The 26,096-nt window shown below is 71.1% G+C and carries 24 protein-coding genes; 6 read left to right on the top strand and 18 right to left on the bottom strand.

The genetic code is table 11. The features are described 5' to 3' along the window. Positions 1-1,314, top strand: a complete 1,314-nt coding sequence (locus AC2DGY_RS03595; RefSeq protein ID WP_484508331.1) for an isochorismate synthase — start codon at positions 1-3, stop codon at positions 1,312-1,314. Between the two features lie 57 nt (positions 1,315-1,371). Here the strand turns inward: AC2DGY_RS03595 and AC2DGY_RS03590 are convergent, their stop codons facing one another. From AC2DGY_RS03590 to AC2DGY_RS03560, 7 genes are all read right to left on the bottom strand, one after another. After that, entirely contained in the window at positions 1,372-2,229 is an 858-nt protein-coding gene (locus AC2DGY_RS03590; protein WP_484508330.1) for a carbohydrate ABC transporter permease, read from the bottom strand. Further along, complete coding sequence (locus AC2DGY_RS03585) at positions 2,229-3,176, bottom strand: carbohydrate ABC transporter permease (RefSeq protein WP_484508329.1); 948 nt, start codon at positions 3,174-3,176, stop codon at positions 2,229-2,231. Before AC2DGY_RS03585 ends, AC2DGY_RS03590 begins: the two co-directional genes overlap by 1 nt. Positions 3,177-3,183: 7 nt before the next feature. Continuing rightward, a complete protein-coding gene (locus AC2DGY_RS03580; RefSeq protein ID WP_484508328.1) occupies positions 3,184-4,539 on the bottom strand; it encodes an extracellular solute-binding protein in 1,356 nt (451 codons plus the stop codon). Positions 4,540-4,643: 104 nt separating this feature from the next. Next, entirely contained in the window at positions 4,644-5,867 is a 1,224-nt protein-coding gene (locus AC2DGY_RS03575; protein WP_484508327.1) for an ROK family transcriptional regulator, read from the bottom strand. A gap of 64 nt (positions 5,868-5,931) precedes the next feature. Then, positions 5,932-6,789: a PPK2 family polyphosphate kinase gene (locus AC2DGY_RS03570; protein WP_484508326.1), complete on the bottom strand. Its 858-nt coding sequence runs from the start codon at positions 6,787-6,789 to the stop codon at positions 5,932-5,934. A gap of 61 nt (positions 6,790-6,850) precedes the next feature. Further along, complete coding sequence (menD, locus tag AC2DGY_RS03565; protein WP_484508325.1) at positions 6,851-8,686, bottom strand: 2-succinyl-5-enolpyruvyl-6-hydroxy-3-cyclohexene-1-carboxylic-acid synthase; 1,836 nt, start codon at positions 8,684-8,686, stop codon at positions 6,851-6,853. 2 nt (positions 8,687-8,688) lie between these two features. Further along, complete coding sequence (locus AC2DGY_RS03560) at positions 8,689-9,126, bottom strand: PLDc N-terminal domain-containing protein (protein ID WP_484508324.1); 438 nt, start codon at positions 9,124-9,126, stop codon at positions 8,689-8,691. 76 nt (positions 9,127-9,202) lie between these two features. On the opposite strand from AC2DGY_RS03560, the gene AC2DGY_RS03555 reads away from it, so the two are divergent. Beyond that, positions 9,203-9,478: a DUF4229 domain-containing protein gene (locus AC2DGY_RS03555; RefSeq protein ID WP_484508323.1), complete on the top strand. Its 276-nt coding sequence runs from the start codon at positions 9,203-9,205 to the stop codon at positions 9,476-9,478. A gap of 65 nt (positions 9,479-9,543) precedes the next feature. On the opposite strand, the gene AC2DGY_RS03550 is transcribed toward AC2DGY_RS03555, so the two are convergent. Next, a complete protein-coding gene (locus AC2DGY_RS03550) occupies positions 9,544-10,518 on the bottom strand; it encodes a 1,4-dihydroxy-2-naphthoate polyprenyltransferase (RefSeq protein ID WP_484508322.1) in 975 nt (324 codons plus the stop codon). A gap of 131 nt (positions 10,519-10,649) precedes the next feature. Here AC2DGY_RS03550 and AC2DGY_RS03545 point away from each other — a divergent pair, with 131 nt between their 5' ends. Beyond that, complete coding sequence (locus AC2DGY_RS03545) at positions 10,650-10,826, top strand: VOC family protein (protein ID WP_484509971.1); 177 nt, start codon at positions 10,650-10,652, stop codon at positions 10,824-10,826. Here AC2DGY_RS03545 and AC2DGY_RS03540 read toward each other — a convergent pair. From AC2DGY_RS03540 to AC2DGY_RS03530, 3 genes are read right to left on the bottom strand one after another with little or no spacing between them, the layout of a single operon-like run. Continuing rightward, positions 10,823-11,995, bottom strand: a complete 1,173-nt coding sequence (locus AC2DGY_RS03540; RefSeq protein ID WP_484508321.1) for an AMP-binding protein — start codon at positions 11,993-11,995, stop codon at positions 10,823-10,825. The two genes, AC2DGY_RS03545 and AC2DGY_RS03540, sit on opposite strands and share 4 nt — an antisense overlap. A gap of 45 nt (positions 11,996-12,040) precedes the next feature. Beyond that, positions 12,041-12,955, bottom strand: coding sequence for a 1,4-dihydroxy-2-naphthoyl-CoA synthase (locus AC2DGY_RS03535; RefSeq protein WP_484509970.1), 915 nt, complete (start codon positions 12,953-12,955; stop codon positions 12,041-12,043). Then, positions 12,955-13,740, bottom strand: a complete 786-nt coding sequence (locus tag AC2DGY_RS03530) for an LLM class F420-dependent oxidoreductase (protein WP_484508320.1) — start codon at positions 13,738-13,740, stop codon at positions 12,955-12,957. The genes AC2DGY_RS03535 and AC2DGY_RS03530 overlap by 1 nt, the downstream gene beginning before the upstream one ends. A 33-nt stretch (positions 13,741-13,773) precedes the next feature. Here AC2DGY_RS03530 and AC2DGY_RS03525 point away from each other — a divergent pair, with 33 nt between their 5' ends. Then, the gene (locus tag AC2DGY_RS03525; RefSeq protein WP_484508319.1) at positions 13,774-14,766 is read left to right on the top strand and encodes an o-succinylbenzoate synthase; all 993 of its coding nucleotides are present in this window, start codon (positions 13,774-13,776) and stop codon (positions 14,764-14,766) included. 6 nt (positions 14,767-14,772) lie between these two features. Here AC2DGY_RS03525 and AC2DGY_RS03520 read toward each other — a convergent pair whose 3' ends face one another. After that, a complete protein-coding gene (locus tag AC2DGY_RS03520; protein WP_484508318.1) occupies positions 14,773-15,411 on the bottom strand; it encodes a TetR/AcrR family transcriptional regulator in 639 nt (212 codons plus the stop codon). A gap of 113 nt (positions 15,412-15,524) precedes the next feature. On the opposite strand from AC2DGY_RS03520, the gene AC2DGY_RS03515 reads away from it, so the two are divergent. After that, positions 15,525-18,344 carry an MMPL family transporter gene (locus tag AC2DGY_RS03515; RefSeq protein WP_484508317.1) on the top strand — a complete coding sequence of 940 codons (2,820 nt, stop codon included), beginning with the start codon at positions 15,525-15,527 and terminating at the stop codon, positions 18,342-18,344. Beyond that, positions 18,341-20,395 (top strand): YhgE/Pip family protein, encoded by a 2,055-nt coding sequence (locus AC2DGY_RS03510; RefSeq protein ID WP_484508316.1) that lies wholly within the window; start codon positions 18,341-18,343, stop codon positions 20,393-20,395. The genes AC2DGY_RS03515 and AC2DGY_RS03510 overlap by 4 nt, the downstream gene beginning before the upstream one ends. Positions 20,396-20,542: 147 nt before the next feature. Here AC2DGY_RS03510 and ccsB read toward each other — a convergent pair whose 3' ends face one another. Genes ccsB through AC2DGY_RS03480 form a run of 6 tightly spaced genes read right to left on the bottom strand, consistent with a single transcriptional unit; the run spans position 20,543 to position 26,021 of the window. Continuing rightward, entirely contained in the window at positions 20,543-21,574 is a 1,032-nt protein-coding gene (ccsB, locus tag AC2DGY_RS03505) for a c-type cytochrome biogenesis protein CcsB (RefSeq protein ID WP_484508315.1), read from the bottom strand. Between the two features lie 4 nt (positions 21,575-21,578). Further along, positions 21,579-23,306 (bottom strand): cytochrome c biogenesis protein ResB, encoded by a 1,728-nt coding sequence (resB, locus tag AC2DGY_RS03500; protein ID WP_484508314.1) that lies wholly within the window; start codon positions 23,304-23,306, stop codon positions 21,579-21,581. After that, on the bottom strand, positions 23,287-24,036 hold the full coding sequence (locus AC2DGY_RS03495; protein ID WP_484508313.1) for a cytochrome c biogenesis CcdA family protein: 750 nt from the start codon (positions 24,034-24,036) through the stop codon (positions 23,287-23,289). Before AC2DGY_RS03495 ends, resB begins: the two co-directional genes overlap by 20 nt. Continuing rightward, entirely contained in the window at positions 24,033-24,644 is a 612-nt protein-coding gene (locus tag AC2DGY_RS03490; protein WP_484508312.1) for a TlpA family protein disulfide reductase, read from the bottom strand. Before AC2DGY_RS03490 ends, AC2DGY_RS03495 begins: the two co-directional genes overlap by 4 nt. Beyond that, positions 24,644-25,288 (bottom strand): histidine phosphatase family protein, encoded by a 645-nt coding sequence (locus AC2DGY_RS03485; RefSeq protein ID WP_484508311.1) that lies wholly within the window; start codon positions 25,286-25,288, stop codon positions 24,644-24,646. The genes AC2DGY_RS03490 and AC2DGY_RS03485 overlap by 1 nt, the downstream gene beginning before the upstream one ends. Before the next feature lie 52 nt (positions 25,289-25,340). Then, positions 25,341-26,021 carry a DedA family protein gene (locus AC2DGY_RS03480; RefSeq protein ID WP_484508310.1) on the bottom strand — a complete coding sequence of 227 codons (681 nt, stop codon included), beginning with the start codon at positions 26,019-26,021 and terminating at the stop codon, positions 25,341-25,343. Positions 26,022-26,096 lie beyond the last annotated feature (75 nt).

Genomic DNA, 26,096 nt, shown 5'->3' with positions numbered 1-26,096 from the left:
GTGCAACATCCCGCGTCGTCCGGCCCTCCGCGACTGCGCGCCGTCACCCGGGAGATCGACGGCGTGGAGGAGGTCCTCGCCCATACGGCCGCCGGAGATCCGCTCTTCTGGAGCCGCCGGGGCGATGCGCTGGCCGCGTACGGCGTCGCCCTTCGCCTCGAGGCCGACGCGGGGACGCCTGCCCCCGCGGCCGACCTCGCGGCGCGCTGGCGAGCGGTCGCAGCCGCCGCCGACATCGACGACCCGGTCGACCTTCCCGGCAGCGGCCTGGTCGCGCTCGGTTCCTTCGCCTTCGATCCGGACTCGCCGCGCGGGAGTGTCCTCACCGTTCCGGCGACCCTCGTCGGGCGGCGGGGCGGACGTTCGTGGGTGACCCGGATCACGCTCGGCGACGCGGGCGATGAGGCCCCGCCCGCCGGCGATCCCGCCGTGGCGGACACCACCTCTCCGGCGCTGCCCCCTGCCACGCCGTTCGGCCCGCACTGGTCGGCCACGATGGGCCCGGGGCGGATGACCGCGGGCGGCTACCAGGACGCCGTGCGCTCCGCGCTCGGCGCGATCGCGCGGCACGAGGTCGACAAGGTCGTGCTCGCACGCGACGTGGTCGGCACCGTCCCCTCCGGAGCGGATCTCCGCCGGCTGGTCCGTGCTCTCCTGACCGGATACCCCGACTGCTGGGTGTTCGCCGTCGACGGCCTCATCGGGGCGAGCCCCGAGACCCTCGTCACGGTGTCGGAGCGCACGGTCACCGCGCGCGTGCTGGCCGGCACGATCGCCCGCGGCGCGGAGGTCGACGCGGATGCGGCGGCATCCCTCGCCCTCACCGACAGCTCGAAAGACCAGGACGAGCACCGCTTCGCCGTGCAGAGCGTCCTGGCCTCCCTGCGCCCCCACACCAGCGCCCTGGCCGCGGCCGAGCAGCCCTTCACGCTGCGGCTGCCGAACGTGTGGCACCTCGCCACCGACGTCGAGGGAGTGTTGGACGACGGTTCATCGTCGCTCGATCTCGTCGCAGCGCTCCATCCCACCGCGGCGGTGGCGGGAACCCCCACCCCGGTCGCAATGGAGCTGATCCGACGACTGGAGCCGTTCGACCGCGGGCGGTACGCCGGCGCGGTCGGGTGGACCGGGGCCTCGGGCGACGGCGAGTGGGCCATCGCGCTGCGGTGCGCGCAGTTCGACCTGCCCCTGGCCAACGGTGCCCTGCCGATCACCGCGTACGCCGGCGCGGGGATCGTGGCCGGCAGCGAACCGGAGGCGGAGTTGCTCGAGACACGGGTGAAGTTCCGCCCCATTGTCGAAGCGCTGACCTGAGCCCCGCGCGAGCGGCGCCTCGAGTGCGTCGACCAGGCAGACGGGGATAGCACGCGGTCAGCCCTTGACAGAGCCGGCGAGGGCGAAGGCACCGCCGGAGAGCTTCTGGACAAGGACGTACAGGAGGACCATCGGCGCGGCGTACAGCACCGAGTAGGCGGCGAGCTGCCCGTACGCGACCGAGCCGTACTGGCCGAAGAAGTTGAAGATCGACACGGCGGCCGGAAGATTCGACGAGGTGAACAGCAGCACGAAGGGGACGAAGAAGTTCCCCCATGCCGTGGTGAGGACGAAGATGAACACCACGCCGATCCCGGGACGCATGAGCGGGATGACGATGCGGACGAGCGCCTGCATCGAACCGGCCCCGTCGACCCAGGCGGCTTCCTCCAGGGATATCGGCACGGAGTCCATGAAGTTCTTCAGCATCCAGATCGCCATCGGCAGCGAGGTGGCGGCCATGAAGACGATGACGCCCCCCACGGAGTCCAGGAGCCCGAACGAGACGAACAGCGCGTAGACCGGCACCATCATCGCGGTGATGGGCAGGCCCGTGCCGAAGAGGATCCCGTACATGAACGTCCGCTGGAACCGCATCGAGTACCGCGAGAGCGGGTAGGCCGCGAGTACGCCGGCCACGACCGTGATGATCGCGGTGCCCAGCGAGATGACGACCGAGTTCAGCAGCGGCTGCCACGTGAGCTCCCACGTCATCACCTGCGTGTAGTTGTCCACAGTCCACGTCTCGGGCAGCTTCATCGTGACCTGGGCGTCGCCGTCGAACGAGGCGAAGACGACCCACAGCAGCGGCACGAGGAACAGCACGCCGATCGCGGCGAGGATGATCGAGGACAGCACGGTCTGCGGGCGCTTGCGCGCCGCGGAGACGGACACCGACGCGGTGGAGGTCGCCATCACACCACCTCCGGCTTGAGGATCCGGATGTAGATCGCGGAGAACACGGCGCCGATCAGGAGCGTCACAGTGGCGATCGCCGTGCCGTAGCCGACCTGGGCGAACTTGAACGCCTCTTGGAAGGCGAGCACCGGCAGTGTCGAGGACTGAGTGCCGGGGCCGCCGCCGGTCATCACCCAGATGAGGGTGAAAACCCCGAGGGTCTGCAGGGTCGTGAGGAGCAGATTGGTCGAGATCGAGCGGTTGATCACGGGGAGGGTCACGCGCGTGAAGCGCTGCCACGCGCCCGCGCCGTCGATCGTGGCCGCCTCCGTCAGCTCTGGCGGCACCTCGGAGAGCGCGGCGCTGTAAACCATCATCGAGAAGGCAGTACCGCGCCAGATATTCGCGAGGATGACCGAGAGCATCGGGAAGTAGTAGAGCCAACTCGTGCCCTCCAGCCCGAACCAGCCGAGGAAGGCGTTGAGGGTGCCGTCGGTCTGGAAGAAGGCGTAGAGGGCGAAGGCCGCCACGATCTCGGGCAGCACCCACGCGAGCACGACGAGCCCTCCCACCAGGGACCGCAGCGGCTTGACCGCCCCGCGGATGAGCACGGCCAGCAGCATCCCGAGCACGTTCTGGCCGATCACGGCCGAGGCGAGGACGAACACCACCGTGAGCCCGAGCGAGAGCCAGAAGTCCGGGGATGCGAACAGCTCGGTGTAGTTGGCGAAGCCGATGAACTGCGGATCGGCGGCGCGGGGCCCCGTCATCGCCCGGTCGGTGAGGGATCCGTAGAGCGAGTAGACGATGGGCCCCAGCATGAACGCGACCAGCAGCAGCGTCGCGGGAAGGAGCGGCAGCAAGCGGGCTGCCGTGCGGATGGGTCGTCGGGGCCGGGAGGTAGCACCCGGGTCCGAGCGGTGCTCACCACCGGTGGTGAGGGTGGCGGTGGCGGTGGCGGTCATCGTGCGATCAACCCGCCTGGGTGTTCTCTTCGCCGACGACGCCCACCAGAGCCTGGTCGTACGCGGTCTGCGCGTCCTCCGGCGTGGTCTGCCCGCTGTAGACACCCTCGATCGCAACCGGGATGTTCGACGAGATCTGCGAGTAGTCCGGCGTCGCGGGGCGGAAGTGGGTGTAGGGCACCAGTGAGGAGAAGAACTCGAACGACGGGTTGAAGTCGAGGTACTCCTGACTCTCGGCGACGTCCTTGCGCACGGCGATCTGGCCGGCCTCCTGGTGGTAGGTGAGCGCGTTGTCGAACGTCAGGGCCTGCGCCATGAAATCGAATGCCGCCTGCGGGTCGGAGGCGTTGGCGCCCATCGAGAGGGTCCATCCGCCCGACATCGAGGTGAAGCCGTCGCCCCCGCCGTCCTGGGTCGGCATAGCGGCGAATCCCAGCGTCTCCTCCCACTCCGGCCATTCGTTTTCGCCGTTGATCCAGTTGCTGGGCAGCCACGAGCCGTCCAGCGCGATCGCGATGTCGCCTTGCGGGAGCAGCTCGGCGCTGACCTTCGTCCCCCAGCCCGCGTCCAGGGCCAGCGCGGGGTCGGGTCCGAGCTTCTCCTCGGCGACCGTCTGGTAGAACTCAAGCGCCTCGAGAAATCCCTGCGATCCGGTCACCCACTTGTTCGACTGGGTGTCCATGAGCTCGTCTTCGGTGCCGTACAGCAGCATCTCGAAGCCCTGCATCGACGTCGCCTCGCCCAGCGCCTGCGCAGCGTAGACGTTCAACGGGATGACGTCGGGATTGCTCTCCTGCACCGCACGGGCGGCGTCCAGAACATCCTCCCAACTCGTCGGCGCCCAGTCCTCGGGAAGGCCGGCGTCGGCGAAGATGTCCCGGTTGAAGTACAGGCCGCGTGTGTCGGTGCCCAGCGGAATCCCGTACGTCTTGCCGTCATCACCCAGGCCCGCCTGACGGGCGCCTTCGTCATACTGATCCCACTCGTCCCACTCGGCGACGAAGTCGTCGATGGGCTGCAGGTAGCCGGCCGCCGCGTCGGAGCGGATCTGGAAGGTGTCTTCGTAGATCACGTCGGGGGCGGTGTCGGCCGAGCCGTTCATCAGCGCGAGCTTGGTGAAGTACTGATCCTGCTCGGCTTCGATGGGCATGAGCTCGACCGAGCGATCGGGGAAGGCCTCCTCGTACTCCGCTTTCACGTTCTTCATGAGCTCGTCCATCGCCGTGAACGAGGTGGTCTTCTGATAGGCCACCCGGACGACATTCTCGGATGCCTGGCCCCCGCCTCCGCCAGCACAACCGGTCAGCACCAATGCCGCAGCGGTCGTTCCCACGACCGCAAGATTCATCGTCGATCTCTTCATGGTCAAAGCTCCTTCGCTCTTCCGAACGCGCCGGGGGGATGCGCAACGTCTTTTCTAAACCAATTGGATTAAATCGGCAAGAGCATTCCGAGTACGTCTCCCGGTCAAGGGGACGAGATCATCAGGTCCGCGGGACGCGCGGTGAGGACGGAATCGAGCACGACGCAGGCCGCCCCGACAGCGGCGACATCCGTTCCCAGGGAGCTCTCGAGGAGCCGGATGCGGCGGACTGCGGTTGTGGCGCGACTCACGGCGACGGCCCGCTCCAGGACCGGCCCGCCAGCCGCCGCGAGCAGGCTCCACAGAGGGCCACCGACAACCACGACATCCGCGTCGAGCAGGTTGTTGATCTGAACGATCGCGCGAGCCAGATTCTCCGCCGCTCGTTCGACGGCGGCGACGGCGGCGGCATCCCCCTCGGTCGCACGGCGGGTCAGTTCGGCGAGATGGGCGCGCAACTCGGGGGCGCTCGGCCTGGCGGCAGGGGCAAGCACCCCACCGTCAAGGAGCAGTCGTTCGGGGGCGATCGCCACACCGAGACATCCGCGCTGACCGCACCCGCACAGCGGACCATCGCGCTCGACCATCAGGTGCGCAACATCGCCGGCGTTGCCTGTCCGACCCCGCAACGCCGTGCCGTCGACCGCGAGACCCACGCCGGCCCCCGCGCCGTAGTACACGAATATCGCATCGCCGAGCTCCTGGTCCGAGTCGGTCCACAACACCCCGATCATCGCGGCCACCACATCCTTCTCCACCGCGGCGGGCAGACCCGTCGCCTCGTGGAGACGCTCGCTGAGGCGCAGGTTGTGCCACGCAGGCATCAGCAGAGGCGGCTCGAACAGGTGGCCCCGGCCGGCGTCGAGAGGACCGGGGGCGGCCACGCCGATCCCGAGCACTCGCTCGCGCGGAATCCCGGCGTCGGCGAGCAGGTCCTCAACGGCGCCGGCAAGATCGGCGACGAGATCGGACGCCGTCCCCGTCTGACGGGGAGTGCGCTCGGACTGCCCGATCACTGCGCCGGCGAGATCGACCACGACGAGGGTGTCGACGGCGGGATCGAGATGGATCCCGACCGCGAATCGCGCAGCCGGATCGAGCCGCAGGGGGGTGCGAGGCTTGCCCGGACCGGCAGCGACGGGCGTGCCCTCGACGATCCAGCCCTCGTCCACCAGCCGCCGTGCGACGTTGCTGAGCGTCTGCGGCGACAGCCCCGTGTGCGTCGCGAGCTCGGTGCGGCTGATGCCGGCCGGCGCTCGCCGGATGAGATCGAGCACGAGCGTCTGGTTGTAGGTGCCGACCGCCGGCAGATTCGACCCGCGTCTCATGAGTTCCTCCGATCGCACCCTACTGCTCCCGGGTCCGGCGGCTGTTCAGCGCTCGAAAAGCAGGCTAGGTCGCCGCCAGCCGTGCCTTTTCCGCGTCGACGTCGTACTCCGCCGCCGGCCACTGCGGGTCGAGCGCGGCGAGCGCATCGAGGAGCAGCTGCTGAACGGCCAGGCGCGCGTACCACTTGCGGTCGGCCGGCACCACATGCCACGGGGCGGCCTCCGTCGACGTGCGTTCGATCGCCACCTGATAGGCGGCCATGTACTCGTCCCACCGCTGTCGGTCATCCACGTCGCCGGGGTTGTACTTCCACTGCTTGTCGGGCCGTTCGAGGCGTTCGGTCAGCCGCTCCTTCTGCTCATCGCGGGAGATGTGCAGCATCACCTTCACCCACCGGATGCCGCGGGTCGCGGCATCCTCCTCGAACTGCACGATGGCGTCGTAGCGCCGCTCGATCTCGTCCGCTGGAGCGAGCCCGCGGACGTGGCCGATGAGCACGTCCTCGTACTGCGACCGATCGAACACGCCGATCCGGCCGAGCGGGGGAAGGCGCTTCTCGATGCGCCACAGGAAGTCGTGCGCCAGCTCCTCGTCGGTGGGCTTCTTGAATGCCACGAGCTCCACGCCCTGGGGATCGACGGCACCCACCACGTGCCGCACGACGCCGCCCTTGCCGGCGGTGTCCATCGCCTGCAGGAGGAGCAGCACCGACCCGGTAGCGGTGCCCGCGACGCTCTGGGCGAAGAGGCGCTCCTGAAGCTCGCCGAGGAGGTGTCCGCCGTCCTCGAGCTCGGCGGCGCCGTCGGCTTTCGCGCCGGCGTAGCCGGGCGTGGCACGCGCATCGATGTCGGTCAGGCGGAATCCAGGCCGCGCACGCAGGGCGTCGGCGGCGGGGACGGTCCAGAGCGGCGAGGTCGTCATGTCCTCATCATGCTCGCTCCGCCCGGGGAAGGTGCCCCTCGCGGAGTACTGCGCGTTGTGTTCAGCGCGGCAGCGGCACCTCGATGAGTTGCCGCCCTCCGGCGGGAGAGGTGAGCAGCTGATCCAGCGCGCTGCGCGTGGTGACGCGGTGATACTCCCACCCGTAGGCGAGGGCGAGGTGGTCGTTGCGCACGGATTGCGGCGTGTACAGCACGCGGTCCATCACCTCGGCTTCGGCGACGCCGGCCACCTCCAGCCCGTCGAAGATCGTGCCGCCTCCGTCGTTGCCGACGACCACCTGCACGCGTGGCTCGACTTCGGCTCCCGGGAGCAGCAGCGCCCCCACGTCATGAAGGAACGCAAGGTCGCCCAGCACGACGCGCGTCACGCCGGCGCGTCCGCCGGCCTGACTGGCGAGGGCGATGCCCATGGCGGTGGCGACCGTGCCGTCGATGCCGGCGAGGCCACGGTTGGCGTGGACCGGCACCTTCTTCCCGCCCAGGAGTTCATCGGCGACGCGCACCAGCCGCGACGAGCCGAAGACGAGCCGGTCGTGCGGCCAGGTGGCGCGCCAGGCGGCGTCGACGAGGCCGGCGCGGTCAAGCGGCGCGCGCAGCACCGCGACCTCGGCCGCAAGGGCCCCCCGCCGCTGCTGCGGCTCCGCCGACGAGAGGGCGTCGGCGTCGGGGGCGGGCGGCGACAGGTCGACGGATGCGGCGGCGGACGCCCTCATCCATCGACCCAGCCACTCCCGGTCAGGCGGCCCGTCCTCGACGCGGACGGCATCGACGGCGACCGTGGAGCCGTTGAGGTTCAGCGCCTCACCCGGACCGCGCACGGCGATCACCTCGACGTCGTCGCGCGCCAGCAGCATCGCGACCTCGCGGCTGAGAGTGGGATGGCCGAACACCACCGCGCGCTGCACGGCGCCGCCGAGCTCGGGCTCGCGCAGCAGGCCGCGGTAGCCGTGCACGAGGTGCCGCCCGAAGCGCGCGCCGCTGACGATCTCCGCGACGAGGGGCCACCCGCCGGCGTGCGCGAGCTCTTCGGCGGCCGCTCCGGCGTCCGCCCCGGCCACGACGAGCGTGCGAGGACCGCGCACGAGCGCATACGGGGCCGTCTCGGCCGGCACCGCGTCGGCGCCCCCGATGCCACCGCCGCCCTGGTAGAGCGCCCCCGATTCGGCCTCGCCGTGTGGGCTCGCCTCACGGGCGTCGTCCCGGGCCTCACCGGCGTCGTTCCGCGCCGCCCCGGCGTTGTTCCGTGCGTCACCGGCCGCAGGGGCGGGCAGCCACGCCGGCGGGGGTCCGGCCAGCGGCTCCCGGTAGGGCAGGTTCAGGTGGACGGGGCCCGCCGGTCGGCCGGCACCGCCGCCGGCGGCGACCATCGCGTCCGCCGCGACGGCGCGCAGCATCGCGGAGGCCTCCGCCGTGCCGTCGTGATCGAGAGCATCCGGCACCGGCAGGTCGGCGTCGAAGCGTATGTGCGGAGCGAACAGCCCCGGCTGACGGGTGGTCTGATTGGCGCCGACGCCGCGGAGTTCGGGCGGACGATCGGCGGTCAGGAGCACCAGCGGGACCCCGGCGTGATGGGCTTCGAGAACGGCCGGAAGAAGGTTCGCCACGGCGGTACCGGAGGTGCACACCACCACCGCCGGCGTGCCGGTCTCGCGGCCGATGCCCAGCGCGGTGAACCCCGCGACGCGCTCGTCGATGCGGACATGCAGGCGCAGGTGCCCCGCCCGCTCGAGGTGTGCGGCGACGAGGGCCAGAGCTTGCGAGCGCGAGCCCGGGCTGAGGACGACGTGCTCGACGCCGCGGTGGACGAGAGCGGTCAGCAGCGCGGCGGCGGCATCCGTGGCGGGAGACGCACCCACGCGCGCGTCGGCAGCGGTCACGCTCAGCCGACGGCGCCGCGCTGACCGCGGGCGTCGTCGTCGCCGTCTGTCCCGGTCGGCGGTGTCGCGTCCGGATCGGCGTCGGGTGTCTCGGCGGGCGGCGCGGTGCGGAAGTGCTCGTCGTCGGCCTCCGCGTCGAGCTGGGCGAGCTCCTCCTCCAGGCGGCGGATGCGCTCATCCTGGTCAGCGATGGAGCCGATGCTGCCGAGGAACTCCGGGTCGTCATCCGGAGCGCGTCGCGTGGCGGCGGCGGCACCGCGGCCTCGTCCGACGACGAACCACAGCAGGCCGCCCAGCACCGGCAACAGAACCACGATGGCAATCCAGGCACCCTTGCTCACGCCGCGGTGACGGGTCGCGGGCTGCAGTGCGCAGTCGACGATCGAGTACACCCAGAACGCGGTGCCCACGAGCGCCAGGATGAGCAACAGCCTCGTCATCCCCTCATCCTAGGCGCGATGCCTGGACGTGGGCCGGGCGGTGGGCACAGTAGTGAGCGCAACCTAGACTGGGCGGATGATTGCGCGGTCGGCCCTGGTGTACACGGTGCTGCGGCTGCTGGCGTTCGTGGTGCCGTTCGGCCTTCTGCTCCTGTTCCCCATCTTCCGGGAACTGCCGTGGCTGGCCGCCGTCTTCGCCGCTCTCATCGGCCTGAGCCTGTCGCTGCTGTTCCTGCGCCGCCCGCTGGACGAAGTGACCTCGGGCCTCGCCCAGCGCCGCCGCTCCACAGCCGCAGACGACGCTGCCGCCGAGGACGCCGGCAGCGACGCGGAGCCGGGCTCGCACCACTGACCCGCTGGCGGGCGCGGTACGCACCCGACCGCAGCCACCGGCCCGCACCGGCGTGACCGCGAGGGTCAGCCGGAGAACGCCCAGAAGAGGAATCCGCCGTAGGCGAGAGACGTCAACGACGTCAACGCGAGCGCGATCACCAGCTCCCGCGGGACGCGGTAGGTCCACACGATGAGGATCGCCGGGATGGCCGCGAGAAGCGCCAGGAGCGTCAGCCATGCGACGGGGTAGAACAGCGCGAGGTACGCCGCGATCCCGAACGGAGCGAGGACCAGGACGGTGTACAGCACCTGGGTGGCGCGCTTGCCGATGCGAACGGTGAGGGTGCGCTTGCCGGCGGCACGGTCCTGGTCGATGTCGCGGAGATTGTTCGCCAGCAGCACGGCGCACGCGAGGAACCCGACCGCGACCGCTCCGAACCACGCCTCCTGCGGGAGGGTGAAGGCCTGCACCCAGGTGGTGCCGAGGGTGGCCACCAGCCCGAAGAAGATGAACACGAACAGCTCGCCCAGCCCCGCGTACCCGTACGGGCGCTTGCCACCGGTGTAGAACCAGGCCGCGACGATGCACGCGGCTCCCACCGCCAGCATCCACCACTGCTGCGTGCGGATCACCAGCGCGAGACCGGCGAGCGCAGCGATACCGAAGAAGACGAGCGCGACGATGAGCACGGTCCGCGGCTTCACCTTCCGCGACGCGGTCAGGCGGGCCGGGCCCACGCGGTGATCGTCGGTGCCCCGGATGCCGTCGCTGTAGTCGTTGGCGAAGTTCACCCCGATCTGCAGGCTCACGGCCACGAGCAGGCAGAACAGCGCAATGACCCAGTGGAACGGCTCGGCGCCGAGGTTCGCCGCCCCGGTGCCCACCAGCACCGGGCTGACGGCCAGCGGCAGGGTGCGCAGCCGCGCCGCGCCGACCCAGTCGGCCGGCGTCGCCGGGCTCGGCGCCGGAGCGGGCGCGGTGCGCTTCCGCGGGTTACCGCCCGGACGGCGCCGGGCAGTGCTGCTGGGAGCGGGACGTTTGCGAGATTGTGCGGCCACGGTGTGCCATCCTAAGCGCGCTGGCAAGCCCTCCCGCTCGACCTGTGGACGGGACAGGGTGACGGGATGCTGACCATGGCCACCATCGTGTTGACCGTTGAAGACATCACCCGCAGCACTATCCGCCCCGCATCCACCTCGACCTCTACGCCGATGACCGATCGGCCGAAGTGCAGCGCCTCCTGGAGCTGGGTGCGCGGGAGGTCGACTGGCACGGGTATCCCGCCGACGCCGACTGGATCGTGCTCGAAGACACCGAGGGGGAACCGCGCTGCGTGGTCGACACCGGTGACCGGCCCGCCGGCTAACTGGGCCCGGTCTCCGGGAGCGAGGAGACGAAGCGACTGATCGCTGCGCGGTCGGGCTTGCCGGTGAACAGGTGCGCGATCTCATCGACCAGCACGAGGCGCGACGGCCGCGCGGGCGCGCCGAGCTCGGCGGCGACGGCTGCGCGCGCCTCCTCCAGCTGTGCCGACTCGCTGCGCGTGAGTGCGTCGCGACGCGGCGCGACGATCACCGACGCCTGACCCCACCGGGCGTCGTCGACCCCGACCACGACGGCCGACTCGAGACCGGGGATGCTGCGCACCACCCTCTCGACGCGGTCGAGGGAGATGTTGATCCCGCCCGACACGATCACGTTGTCGATACGCCCGTGGAGGCGGAGCACGCCGGCGTCATCGACGAGACCGGCGTCACCCGTGCGGTACCAGCGGGTGCCGTCGGCGTCGCGGGGGAACGCCGCGTCGGATCGTTCGGGCTCCCCGAGGTATCCGTCGGCGAGCACGGGCCCGGCCACGCGCACCTCGCCGTCGACGATGCGAAGGCGCACACCGTCCAGCGGAATCCCGTCGTAGACGCATCCGCCGCTGGTCTCGGTCGAGCCGTAGGTCCGCACGACCCGTGCTCCGGCCGCGGCCGCGCGCTCTCGCAGCCGTTCGGGGAGCGCCTGACCGCCCACGAGGATCGCCTCGAACGAGCGGAGCGCACCCGCGACGTCGGGGTCGGAGTCGGCCGCATCCACGAGGCGCTGCAACTGCGCGGGCACCAGCGAGGTGAACGTGGGCACCCGGGCACCGTGTTCGCTGGAGGCCATCAGCCGCGCGGCGGCGGCGAATGACCTCGGGGAGAACGATCCGGCGAGGATCGCCGGATCGCGGCCGGCCACGAGCGAGCGGACGAGCACCTGCGCGCCCGCGATATAGGCCGCGGGCAGTGCGAGCAGCCACGCGCCCTCGCCGATGCGCGCGGTGGTGGCCAGCGCGCTGGAGATCAGCGCGTTGCGGCTGAGGGCCACCGCCTTGGGCACCCCGGTCGAGCCGGAGGTGGTCACCACCACCGCCGTCCCCGCGGGCACCTCGGTGGGAAGCGGCGCGCGGGGCGACCCGAGCCCGACGGCGGGACCGGCGCCCAGCGCTGCCCGCAGCGCCCGGAGCACATCGCGCGGCTCTCCCCCGTCGACCGGCTCGAGCCTCACCCGGCCCTCACCGGCCCGTTGCGCGCGAGGCTGCGGGGCGCTGCGTCAGTAGTGCCATGGGAACCCGGTCCAGTCGGGGTCGCGCTTCTCCAGGAAGGCGTCGCGGCCCTCGACCGCCTCATCCGTTCCGTACGCGAGCCGCGTGGCCTCGCCGGCGAAGACCTGCTGTCCCACCAGGCCGTCATCGACGGCGTTGAACGCGAACTTCAGCATCCGGATGGCCGTCGGTGACTTGCCCAGGATCACCCGGGCCATCGCGATGGCCTCGCGCTCGAGGTCGGCGTGCGGGACGACGCGATTGACGGCACCGATCTCGTACGCGCGCTGCGCGGAGTACTCCTCGGCGAGGAAGAACACCTCGCGCGCGAGCTTCTGCCCGATCTGCCTGGCGAAGTACGCGGACCCGTACCCGGCGTCGAACGACCCCACGTCGGCGTCGGTCTGCTTGAACCGGCCGTGCTCGGCGCTCGCGATCGACAGGTCGCACACGACGTTCAGCGAGTGCCCGCCGCCGGCTGCCCAGCCCGGGACCACGGCGATCACGACCTTCGGCATGAACCGGATGAGGCGCTGGACCTCGAGGATGTGCAGCCGTCCCGTCGCGGTCCCTGAGCCTGTCGAAGGGGTCCCCGAGCCTGTCGAAGGGTCGGCGTACGTGTACCCGTCGCGGCCGCGGATGCGCTGATCTCCGCCGGAGCAGAACGCCCATCCCCCGTCCTTCGGGCTCGGCCCGTTGCCCGTGAGGAGCACGACACCGATCCTCGGATTCTGCCGCGCGATGTCCAGCGCGGTGTAGAGCTCATCCACCGTGTGCGGGCGGAAGGCGTTGCGCACTTCGGGGCGGTCGAACGCGATGCGCGCGATCCGCCCGTCGTGCGACACGTGCGCCGTGATGTCGGTGTACCGCTCGCTCGCGGGGGCCGGCATCCACTCCGCCGGGTCGAACAGCTCGGAGACCATCAGATCCCGTTCCTGGCGTCGCGCCACCGCAGCCACGACGACACCGTCTCGTAATCGGGCAGGTGGGGAGCCCACCCGATCGTGTACAGGCGCACGCCCGCATCGAACAGCGCGTCCGCGTCGGAGGAATCGCGACCCTTCAGCTCGTTCGAGACCATCATGCCCGACACGTCGCGCCCCTCCGTCTCGCCCCACTTCTCGATCACGGAGATCTTGTGGGCGAGTTCGTCGGGCGCCACGTAGCTGTGCCAGATGTCGGCGTGACGGGCCACGATCCGCAGCGTCTTCTGCTCGCCTTTGCCGCCGATGAGGATCGGGATGCGGCGGGTGGGCGGCGGGTTGAGCCGGTCCCATCGCGCCACGACCCGGTCAAGGCCCTCCGCGAGGTCAGTCAGTCGGGCACCCGGCGTGCCGAACTCGTAGCCGTACTCGTCGTAGTCGCGGGCGAACCACCCGGCGCCCGTGCCGAAGATGAACCGGCCGCCGCTCATGTGGTCGATCGTGCGGGCCATATCGGCCTGCAGGTCGGGGTTGCGGTAGCCGTTGCAGTTGACGAGGGGGCCGAACTCGACCCGCTCGGTCTGCTCGGCCCACGCGCCGAGCATGGTCCACGCCTCGAAATGCGCGCCGTCGCGCTCTCCGAAGAGCGGGAAGAAATGGTCCCAGTTGAACAGGATGTCCACGCCCATGTCTTCCAGTCGCCGCACCGCGTCGCGAATCTGCGCGTAGCCGGCGTGCTGCGGTTCGAGCTGCACGCCGATGCGAACGGGGGTGTCCAGGAGCATGTCGTCAGCCTATTGCGCGGGAGGATGGAAGACATGACCGCACCATCGCCCTCCCTCGATGAGCTCCTCGCGAGTATTCACGTCGTCTCGGTCCCCATGGCGACGCGCTTCCGGGGGGTGGACGTGCGAGAAGCCGTGCTGTTCGAGGGCCCTGCGGGGTGGACGGAATTCTCACCGTTCCCGGAGTACGCCGACGCCGAAGCGGCCACGTGGCTCGCCGGAGCCATCGACTTCGGATGGCGTGAACGACCCGACGCGTTGCGTGACACGGTCCCGGTGAATGCCACGATCCCCGCCGTCCCGGCGGCGGACGTCCCGGCCGTGCTCGCGCGCTTCGACGGATGCCGAACGGCCAAGGTGAAGGTGGCCGAGCCCGGGCAGGTGCTCACCGACGACATCGCCCGCGTCCGTGCCGTTCGCGCAGCGATGGGTCCGGAGGGCCGCATCCGCATCGATGCGAACGGCGGGTGGAACGTCGACGAGGCGGAGCACGCCATCCACGCCCTCGCGCCGTTCGACCTCGAGTACGTCGAGCAGCCGTGTGCGGAGGTGGACGAACTCGCCGAGCTGCGCGAACGGATCTCCTACCTCGACGTTCCGGTGGCAGCGGACGAGAGCGTGCGCAAGGCCGACGACCCGCTGCGCGTGGCGCGCGCCGGTGCGGCCGACCTGCTCGTGGTCAAGGCGCAACCGCTGGGGGGCGTCCACCGCGCCCTGGAGATCGTCGCGGCATCCGGACTCCCCGCCGTCGTCTCGAGCGCTCTGGACACGTCGATCGGGTTGGCGATGGGTGTGGCGCTGGCCGCAGCGCTGCCCGACCTCGACTACGACTGCGGCCTGGGAACCTCGTCGCTGTTCCGCACCGATGTCGCCGACCCGCCGCTCGCCCCGCGTGCGGGGATGCTGCCGGTCGGGCCGGCCGCGCCCTCCCCCCACCGGCTGCGGGAGCTCGCCGCGCCGCCCGAACGCCGCGAGTGGTGGATCGCCCGGCTGACGCGCTGCCACGCTCTCCTGGCGGCGCGGTAGAGGCGGTCAGCCGATCCCGGACACCATCAGCGGGATCATGTCCCCGATGCTCTTCTGCACCTCGCGCTGGGCCGCGCGTCGGTCGAGCCCCGCGATCATGGCGCGCGTCATGGTCCCCTCCCACACGAGGAGAAGCAGGCGAGCCGCCTCGTCGGGCGGCACGGCGAGACTCAGGCCCGTTCCCCGCACGATGCCGGCGATCGTGCCGGCGATGTTGCGCCGCATGTCGGCGTCCTGCGCGAGGAACGCCTGCGCCATGGCCGGGCTCCGCAGCGCCCGCATCCGGATCTCGCTCATGAGGAGCACCCCGAGGCGGTCATCACCCGGAAGATCCAGCACCCGCTCGACCAGCGTCACCGCCGTCTCCGGTGTCACCTCCAGCGCACCTTCGCCCTTCAGCTGCGCCACGCGCTCCTCGAACTCCGCCACGCGCGCCTCGGCGACGGCGGCGGCGAGCTCCAGGAACATCTCCTCCTTCGAGGCGAAGTTGGAGTAGAACGCCCCGCGGGTGAAGCCGGCCCGTTCGCAGACGGCCTCCACGGAGGTGCCGTCCAGACCCGCCTCGGCGAAGACCTCGGCGGCAGCATCCAGCAGTCGTTGCCGGGTCGCCTCACGGCGCGGCGTCGTGGAGAGCGTTTCGCTCATGTGGTTCCCTCCGTTTCACACGGACCGTCCAGCCTAACCAAGCACCCGCCGATTACGATACATCTGTGTATCCGATACGTCCCTGTATCGTCCGCTGATCCATCGGAGTCGCCGTGTCCACTCTCCTGTCCTCGCTGGGACGCTGGTCGTACCGCCACGGCTGGCGGGTCCTGGCCGCGTGGATCGTGGTGCTCCTCGCCGCCGGCGGCGGGGCGCTCCTGTTGAACCAGGGCACGGACAACTCCTTCTCGATCCCGGGCACCGAATCCGAAGAGGGACTCGAGCAGCTCTCCCGCACCTTCCCGCAGGTCAGCGGGACGAGCGCACAGATCGTCGTGGTCGCCGCACCCGGCGAGCGCGTCGACGAAGACCCGTATGCCTCGGGCATCTCGTCCCTCGTCTCCGAGCTCGAGGATGTCGACGGAGTACTCGCGGTCACCGACCCGTTCGACGAGGCCGTCACCGGGCTGATCAACGCCGACGCCGAGGCGGCCATCGTGCGCCTGCAGTTCGACGGGCAGGGAACGAGCGTGTCGCCCACGGCCAAAGAGGAGCTGCGGGATGCCACCGACGCGTTCGCCGCGGATCTTCCGGAGGGCGCCCAGGCCGCACTCGGCGGCGACCTGTTCGCGAACTCCGTTCCCGGCGTGACCATTACCGAGGCCGTGGGCCTGATCATCGCGCTCCTCGTCCTCATCGTGACCTTCCGCTCCTTCGTCATGGCCGGCGTTCCGCTCCTGACCGCGATCCTCGGGGTGGGACTGTCCATGGCGCTCATCCTGCTCGCGACGGCGTTCGCCCCCATCTCCTCCACGACGCCGCTCCTCGCGCTCATGCTCGGCCTCGCGGTCGGCATCGACTACGCGCTGTTCATCGCCGCCCGACATCAGGACCAGGTGCGCGAGGGCATGGACCCCGAGGAGTCCGCGGCACGCGCCACCGGCACGGCGGGGTCGGCGGTGACCTTCGCGGGCATCACGGTGCTCATCGCCCTCATCGGGCTGTCGTTCGCGAACATCCCGTTCCTCACGACGATGGGCATCGCCGCATCCGTGGCCGTCGCGCTCGCAGTGGTGGTGTCGGTCACCCTCACCCCCGCCCTCCTCGGCTTCGCAGGCCGCCGGGCCGCGGGCCGTGTCCGGCCGTCCCGCCGTTCGGCGCGGAAGAGCGCGGATGCGGACGAGCCGGCCGACAGCGCCTCCCCTGCACCGCAGCCGGCGACCGCGCCCCAGCGCACGAACCGCTGGGTGGCGCTGGTCACGCGGCATCCGCTCGTCAGCGCTGTCGCCGTCGTGGTGGGGCTCGGGACCGTCGCGATCCCGGCGGGAAGCCTCGCCCTCGCGCTTCCGAACGCCGGCGTCCTCCCCGAGGCGAACTCGGCGCGGCAGAGCTACGACCTCGCCGCGGAGAACTTCGGGCCCGGTTTCAACGGTCCGCTCGTACTCACCGGCACGATCGTGACCTCGGACGACCCGGTCGGCCTCATGGCGGACATCGCCGCCGAGGTCGAGCAGCTGCCCGGCGTGAAGGAGGTGGCTCTGGCCACCCCGAACGAGACCGCCGACACCGGCATCGTGCAGATCGTGCCGGAGACGGCGCCCGATGACCCGGCGACGGCCGACCTCGTCCGCGAGCTGCGCGCGCACCACGACGAGTGGCTCGACGAGTACGGCATCGACCTGAAGGTCACCGGTTTCACCGCGGTCGCCATCGACATCTCCGATCGCCTCGGAGCCGCTCTCGTGCCGTTCGGCATCTTCGTCGTCGGGCTGTCCTTCTTGTTGCTGATGGTCGTCTTCCGATCCATCGCGGTCCCGCTCACCGCAGCGCTCGGCTATCTCCTCTCCGTGGCCGCCGCGTTCGGCGTGGTCGCCGCCGTGTTCGAGTGGGGCTGGTTCGCGGATCTCCTCCACGTCACACGCGTGGGACCGGTCATCAGCTTCATGCCGATCGTGCTGATGGGCGTGCTCTTCGGACTCGCGATGGACTACCAGGTGTTCCTCGTGACGCGCATGCGTGAGGACTACGTGCACTCCCGCGCGAGAGCCCGTGCACGGGCCGATGCCCGGGAGATCGCGCTGGCGGCGGTGCGCTCGGGATTCTCGGCGACGGCCCGCGTGGTCACGGCGGCGGCGCTCATCATGTTCGGCGTCTTCGCCGCGTTCGTGCCCGAGGGCGACTCCTCCATCAAGCCCATCGCCCTGGGCCTGGCCGTCGGCATCGCCGTCGACGCGTTCCTCGTGCGGATGACGCTCATCCCGGCGCTCATGGCCCTGCTCGGCGACAGGGCGTGGTGGATCCCGCAGTGGCTGGACCGGCTCCTCCCCCGCCTCGACGTGGAAGGCGAAGCCGTCGAACGCGAGATGGCGCTGCAGGAGTGGCCCGGACCCGCATCCCGCGCGATCGTCGTGGCCGACGACATCGGCCTTGTGGCGCGCGACGTCGAATTGTTCGACGGTCTGTCGCTCGAGGTCGAACCCGGCCACGCCGCGATCCTCACGTCCGACGATCCACGGCGAGCGCGCGCGGCGCTCTACGCACTGGCCGGGCGCGTCTCCCTGACCGCGGGGCGCCTGCGGGTCGCGGGGCACCTGCTGCCCGGCCGAGAGTCGTGGGTGCGCAGCCATGTCGGCATCGCCCAGCTCGATGAGGCCGAAGATCCGCTGGCAGAACTCCGCGACGCACTCACCGGCCGCCCCGGCGTCCTCGCCGTCCAGGGCATCGACGTCGTGGCACACGGGGCTCTGCGCGATCAGGCCGCGGCGACCCTGCGGGATGCTGCCGCCGCCGGCGAGTGGACCCTCCTGGTCACCGCCGCCGACACCGGCGCTGCCCGCCGCGTGCTGTCCGAGGCGGGCTGGCCCGAAGCATCCGTCACGCAGGTGCGCACCGCATCCCCCTTCCCCACCGATCTGTCCGAGGTGACCGCATGACCCGTTCCGCATCCCCCCTGGCGCTGCCCGTCGAACGCGCGGGCTCCCGGCGGCCGGTGACCTGGCTCACGATCGTCGGCGCTCTGCTGCTGCCGGTGATCGTCGGCGGCGTGCTCGTCGGCGCGCTGTACAACCCCGTCGAACGCCTCGACGCGATGAGCGCAGCGATCGTGAACGACGACGAGCCGGTCACGATCGACGGGCAGACCGTGCCCCTTGGACGCCAGCTGACGGCGGGCCTCATCGAGGGCTCGGACGACATTCCGAGCAACCTCGACTGGACGATCACGAACGACGACGACGCCCGCGCAGGCCTGGCCGACGGCTCGTACGCGGCGGTCATCACCATCCCCGAGAACTTCTCCGCGGCGGCCACCTCCACCGCGCCCGGCGGGACGCCCGAGCAGGCCACGATCGAGGTCAGCACGCCCCCGGACAGCCTCGTGGTGGATGACGCGATCTCCGCACAGGTGACGCAGGCGGCAGCATCCCTGCTGGGCACGTCGCTGTCGGAGGTGTACCTGGAGAACGTGTTCCTCGGTTTCACGACCCTGGGCGACCAGCTCGGCACGGCCGCGGACGGTGCCGCCCAGCTCGCCGACGGTGCCGGACAGGCCGCCGACGGCGCAGCCGACCTCGCCGACGGCGTGGGGCAGCTCTCCGAGGGCGCCTCCGCCCTGGCCGGTGGCGCCTCACAGCTCTCCGCCGGCGCCTCCGAACTCGCCTCCGGCGCCGGGCAGGCCGCGAACGGACTGGACGCGTGGGCTGCGGGCGCGGGCACGATCGCAGAGAACGGCCGCGCGCTGGCCGGCGGTCTGCAGCAGACCGCCGATGCGATTCCCGCGCTGCCCTCCGACATGGTGGCGGCAGCCGATTCCCTCGCCGCCAACAGCGCCACGATCCAGTCGCAGGTGACGGCCGCGGCCGACGGGCTCGCGCAGGCCGCCGCGACGTGTGCCGACCAGGGCGGGTCGAGCGAGCTCTGCGCGACGCTCACGCAGATCTCGGCACAGGCGCAGGCGGCCGTGCCGCCCGTCAGCGAGCTGATCGGCCAGTCGGGCACGATCGCCGCAGGAGTCAACGGCCTGCAGCAGCTCGGCCCGGGGCTGCAGTCCCTGGCCGCGAACCTCACGCAGCTGTCCGGGGGCATCGACGAACTCGCCGGTGGCGCCACCACCGCCGCCGGCGGCGTACGGCAGCTCTCCGACGGCGCCGCGCAGCTCTCCGGTGGAGCATCCGAACTCGCCACCGGCGCCGCCGCGCTGGCTGAGGGAGCCGGTCAGGCCGCGACCGGGGCGGGCGAGCTCTCCGGCGGCGTGCGACAGGTCGCCGACGGCACCGCCGACCTCGGCGCCGGCCTGTCGAGCGCCGTCGAGGAGCTGCCGTCGTACACCGACGGCGAAGCCCAGGACCTCGCGTCCGTCGTCGCCGAGCCGGTCGCAGCCGAGGGCATCGGGACCAACCTGTTCGGCGCGTCCGCGGTACCGCTCGTGGTGATGGTCGCGCTGTGGTTCGGCGGCCTGGCGACGTTCGTGGCGCTTCGCGCAGTGACGGCGCGGACGCTCTCCTCGCGCCGTCCGTCGGCGCTCCTGGCCCTGCGCGGGCTCGCGCCGGCCGCGGCCATCGGCGCGGTGCAGGGCCTGCTCGTCGCCGGCGTCGTGCAGCTGGCGGCCGGTTACGACTGGGCCGACTGGTCGCTGTTCGCCGCCGTGGCCGTCGTCGCCGGGATCGCCTTCGCCGCGGTGAACCAGGCGCTCGTCGCCGTCTTCGGCGGCGCCGGGCGGTGGATCTCCGCCGTCATCGGCGCGCTGGCGGTCGCGACCGGCGTGGTCTCGACCGTCCCGGGCGTCATCTCGGCGATCGCCGGGCTCCTCCCGACCGCGCCCGCGTATGACGGGATGCTCGCCGCCCTCACCGCCGCCGACGGCTTGGGCGCGGCCGTGGTCGGTCTCATCATCTGGGCGGTACTCGCGTTCATCGCCACGACGGTGGCGGTGGCCCGGCGGCGTTCGGTCCCCGCCCGCGCGCTGCTGGCCGCATCCCCCGCCTGACCCCCCGCGTCCCCGTCCCTCGTCCCCCTCTCGTCCCCACACGCGAGAAACGACGTTCCCGGCGAGACACAACGCGGCGCGTGGTGTCTCGGCCGGAACGTCGTTTCTCGGCGGGAGTGGGGCGGGGGTGGGCGGGCGCCGGGGGCGTCAGCTGGTCAGGCCGGAGTAGGCGTGCAGGCCCTTGAAGAACATGTTCACGATGGTGAAGTTGAACATCACCGCGGTGAAGCCGATGATCGACAGCCACGCCGAACGGGTGCCGCGCCATCCGCGGGTCGCGCGGGCGTGGATGTAGCCGGCGTAGAGCACCCAGATGACGAAGGTCCACACTTCCTTGGTGTCGAAGCCCCAGTAGCGTCCCCACGCGTCGTTGGCCCAGATCGACCCGGCGATGAGAGTGAAGGTCCAGAAGATGAACCCGACGATCGCGAACCGGTAGGCGAGGGACTCCAGGGTCTCCGCCGACGGCACCGTGCGCAGGAACCGGAGGCCCGTCTTACCGGAGTCGTCACCGGATGCCGCGGCCGCGGCCACCCGCTGCTCGCGGCGCGACTGCATCAGCTGCAGCACCGACAGCCCGAACGCGAGGGCGAACAGGGCGGTGGCGAGCGAGGCCACGAAGACGTGGATGACGAGCCACACCGACTTCAGCGGGTCGGCCAGCGGCACGACCTCGACGAAGAAGCCCAGCGTCGCACCGCCCAGGAGCACGACCGTCAGCCCGGTGATGAAGGAGCCGAGGAAGCGCAGGTCGTACCGGAAGAGCACCGCGAGGTACACCGCGACGATGAGCATCGTTCCGGTGAGGGCGAACTCGTACATGTTCGACCACGGAACCCGCTCGGCCGCGATGCCCCGGGTGACGTCGGCGGCGACGTGGAAGAGGAACGCCAGCACCGTCAGCGACGTGCCGATGCGCCCCCACACGAAGCGCGGCTTGGTCGCTGAGGCCCCGCCGTCCCCGGTCGAGGAACCGGAGCGCGACCCCGCCGAGACGGATGCTCCGCCCGCGGCCACGAGCTCGCGTTCGCGCGCCGCATCCTGCGCCCGGACGGCGACATCGGAGCGCCGGGCGAGGTCGACGGCATAGGCGAGGAACGCCAGGACGTAGATCGCGATCGCGGTCCACACCAGCAGCACGGAGACGGCGTCGAGCGAGAGCGTTTCAGTTCCGGGCATGGTGTCAGTCTACGTCGGGGCTCCGGCGCCACCCCTCGAGCGATTGGCCGTGACGGTCGGCGAACTGCTCCACGGCCGAGGCCAGCGTGGGGTCTTCTCCGCGGGCGAGACCGGCGTATTCCAGGTGCACGGTGCTCCCCCGGGCGGTGGCCTTGACCCACATGCGCCGGCGGGGGACGAACAGCGCTGCGAGAAGGCCCAGGGTCGCCAGGACGGCGAAGAGGAGCACCCACGGGGCGGCGATGTCACGGTGGATCGACAGCGACGCGAATCGCTTGACCGACTCGGCGTATCCGGTGGCCCCCTCCGGCGATTCGTCCTCGAAGGTGATCGACCCCAGGCCGTTCGGCAGCTCGGCGGTCTGGCCGGGGGCGAGCTCGATCGAGTCGGTGCCCGTGTCGCCGCCGCTGAGCTGTTCCATCTCACTCGTGTCGAGCGTGTAGACCGAACGGGGCTGACCCCCGTCGATGCCGAGGTCGCCGACGAACACGTTGAACGTGACGACGGGGCTGATGAGGTCGGGGTAGGCCGACGCGAAGGCTCCGGACTCCAGCGCCGCCTGCGTCGGGTAGAAAAATCCGACGAGCCCCATCTGCTCGGGGAGACCATCGGCGACCTTGACCACGCCGAGGGAGGTCATGTTGGTGTCCTGGGGAAGGAACGGCACCGAGTCGGAGAAGATCTCCTCGCCCTGGGCGTCGCGGATGGTGATCGTGGGGGCGTAGCCGTTGCCCATGAGGTACACGCGGTCACCGGCGACGTCCAGCGGGTGGTTGACCCGCACCTCGCCCTCGGCCACGTCACCGCCCAGCTGCGTCGTGAGGTTCGCGACGAAGTCTCCCGCCTGCCCAGCGCCCTGTTCGCCCAGCGGCACGTACGACACCTCGAACTCGTCGAGCGTCAGGGCGTAGGGGGTCAGGTCGTCGGGGCTGACGAACCGCCCAGGGTTGAAGGAGGAGTAGTCCAGCAGCGAGTTGACGAAGGTCGTCCCCTCCACGATCACCCGCTGCCCGGTATAGGTGAATCCACCCCCGATGCCGACGACGACGAGGACGCCCACCAGCGCACCGTGGAAGACGAGGTTCCCGCTCTCGCGGAGGTAACCGCGCTCGGCCGAGACCGAGAACGCGCCGCGTCCGTCGTAGCGCTCGACCCGGTACCCGGCTTTGCGCAACTGCTCGGTCGCGGAGCCGACCGCGTCGGCGGCCCGTCGTTCGGCGTCCTCGGGGGACGCGGCATCCAGTTCGGCGGCACGCACGTCGCCCAGGCGTGACAGCCGGGCCGGGGTCCGCGGCGGCCGGGAGCGGAGCGCCTTCCAGTGATGCCGGGTGCGCGGGATGACGCAGCCGATGAGCGAGACGAACAGGAGCAGGTAGATCGCCGAGAACCACGGCGAGGAGTAGACGTCGAACAGGCTCAGGTTGTCGAGGACGGGAGCGAGGTCGGGGTTGTCGGTGAAGTACTGGGTGACCCCGTTGGGGTCGGCGCTGCGCTGCGGCACGATCGACCCCGGCACCGCGGCGATCGCGAGGAGGAGGAGGAGCACGAGCGCCGTGCGCATGCTGGTGAGCTGGCGCCATCCCCAGCGGAGCCACCCGACGGGGCCCAGCGCGGGCGAGATGATGTCGCCGTTCGCCCCGTGGGCCTCGTCCGGGGCGGAGCCGTGGTGGTCGGAGGGCCGGAGGGGCCCGTCCGCCGCGGCGGAGGTCTCGTCAGAGAGGGAGCGGGACACTGGCGATCACCCCCGTGAGCTGAGCCATCAGCATCCCCCAGAGTCCCGTGACCATCGCCAGGCCCAGGAGGATCAGGAGGGCGCCGCCGAGGAGGTTGATGACGCGGATGTGGCGGCGGAGGAACGCCACCGACCGGGTCGCCCAGCCGAAGCCGAGCGCCAGGAGCACGAACGGGATGCCGAGGCCGAGGGAGTACGCCAGGCCCAGGAGCGCGGCGCGGCCGGGGTCGCCCAGGTTCCACGACACCGAGAAGATCGCGGTGAGGGTGGGGCCGATGCACGGGGTCCAGCCGATTCCCATCGCGATGCCGAGGAGAGGGGCGCCGATCAGGCCGACGCTGCTGCGGGCCTGCGGCCGCACGGTGCGCTGGGCGACGCCGAACAGCCCGATGAACACCAGGCCCAGGAGGATGACGACCACGCCCATGACGCGCGTGATGGGGTCGGCGAACTCGACGAAGAAGCGACCGACCGTGCCCCCCAGCACGTTGACCGTCATGAAGACGAGCGTGAAGCCGGCGATGAACAGGAGCACCCCGCCCAGCAGCCTGCCCCGGCCCGGGGTGGATGACGAGCTCCGCCGCGGCGCGACGGTGCCGCCGATGAACCCGAGGTAGCCCGGGACGAGCGGCAGCACGCACGGCGAGAGGAACGACACGAGCCCGGCCGCCAGTGCGATCGGCACGGCGAGCCACAGCGTGCCATCGAAGACGATGGCTCCAGGGTTCACGCGGCCTCCGCCAGTACGGACTGCACGATCGACTCGAGAATGGATGCTTCGGGGAGCTCTCCGATGATGCGGGCCGCCACGCGCCCCTCGGCGTCGACGACGAGGGTGACCGGGGTGGCGCTCAGCGGCGCATGCTCGGCGAAGGCGAGCTTGACGGCGCCGTCATTGACGGCGATGACGCTCGGATAGCTCACGCCGTTGTCACGGGCGAAGGATGCCGCGGTGGCGGGCTGGTCGTACGTGTTCACGCCGAGGAAGGCCACGCCCTCATCCTTGACGCTCTCGTACGCCTCCTCGAGGCGCGGGGCCTCGACGATGCAGGGACCGCACGCGGCGTACCAGAAGTTGACGACGAGGACCTGTCCGGCGTAGTCGGCGTGGGACACGTCGTCGCCCGAGTCCGTGACACCGGAGAACTCGACCGGTTCGCCGCGCTCGGCGGTGGGGATCTCCTCGGCCGCGAACCCGTTGGCCGCGATGTAACCCTTGTTGTCTCCGGCGCGGTACTGATCGGCGAGCGGGTCGGCGGTGCAGGCGGCGAGCCCCAGCGACAGGGCGGCGGCGAGGGCCACGGCGAGCGCCCCACGACGCGCGGCCGAGCGCCGCATCACACGGCCCCCACGTCGACGGCACCGGCGGTGGACGCCGGCTCCGCGTACGCGACTTCGACCCAGCGCTCCCCCGTCAGGGAGTCGCCGCGTCGCTCGAAGCTGGTGACGCTCGACAGCGCGCACCGACGGCGACGTGGGTCGTGGCGGAGGGCCCCGCCCGCGATGGAGAGGTGCGCGATCCAGATCGGCAGCTGGTGCGAGACGATGACGACGTCGCCGCCCTCCGGGCGGTCCCACGCATCATCCATCGCGGCCCGCATGCGCTCGACGATCCGCTCGTACGGCTCCCCCCAGCTGGGGAGCGCGGGCTGGGCGAGATGACGCCAATTGAGCGGGTTGTAGAAGACCCGCTTCATCCGGCGCCCCTCGAAGACGTTGGTCGGCTCGATGACGCGCTCGTCGATGAACGGCTCGATGCCGAAGAGTTCCTCGAACGGCTCGGCCGACTCGCGCGTGCGCTGGAGGGGCGAGGCGACGAGGGCACCGAGAGGACGCTCCAGGGACCGGACGTACTCGGCGGCCTGCCGCGCCATCCGCCGGCCGTCGGAGCTCAGCCCGAAGCCGGGGAGACGGCCGTACAGGACGCGCCCCGGGTTGTGGACCTCGCCATGGCGGACGAGGTGGAGTCGGTCGGCGGGCACCCTCCCAGTGTAGGCCGGGGCCCTCTGTGGACGCGCTGAGCGGACGCGCCCCTCAGGCGCCGCCCTGCCCCTGCCGCGACCGCCGGGCAGAGCGCACCCGCGTGAAGACGAACCACGCGACGGCGACCACGAGCGCCGCGATGACGATGTACTGAAGGATCTCGGCGTACTGCTCGACGATGTGCCACTGCTCACCGAGGAAGAATCCGGCCAGGACGAAGATCGTGTTCCAGATGAGGCTCCCCGCCGCCGTCAGCAGCACGAACTTCCACACCGGCATCTTCGCGACGCCGGCGGGGATGGAGATCAGGCTGCGGAAGATCGGGAGCATCCGCCCGAAGAACACCGCCTTGCCGCCGTGCCGCTGGAACCACGCGACGGTCTTGTCGACGTCCTCGGCTTTGACGAGGGGAATCTTGTCGGCGACGCGGCGCAGCCGGTCGGCGCCCAGCAAGCGGCCGAGGCCGTAGAGGACGAGTGCCCCCACGATCGAGCCCGCGGTGGTCCAGATGAGCGCCTCGGCGAGCGTGAACGACCCGCGGCTCGCCGTGAGGCCGGCGACGGGCAGCACGACCTCGCTGGGGATCGGCGGGAAGAGATTCTCCAGCGCGATGGCTACTCCGGCACCGACCGGACCGATCACCTCCATGAGCGAGACCGTCCAGTCGACGAGGGCGGTGAGCCACGAGCCGTCGGCGCCGGAGGAATTCGCTGCGAAGTGCATGTCGGTCATCGGGCCTTCGTCTCGGTGATCGGCAGAGATGGGGATGCCGCGATCCAGCCTATGCGCGGCAGGTGACGACTTCCT

This window comes from Microbacterium sp. Z6_144, from assembly GCF_057197625.1.
Note: the sequence above shows the minus strand (reverse complement) of the source record. Positions and strands in the feature narration are given on the sequence as shown.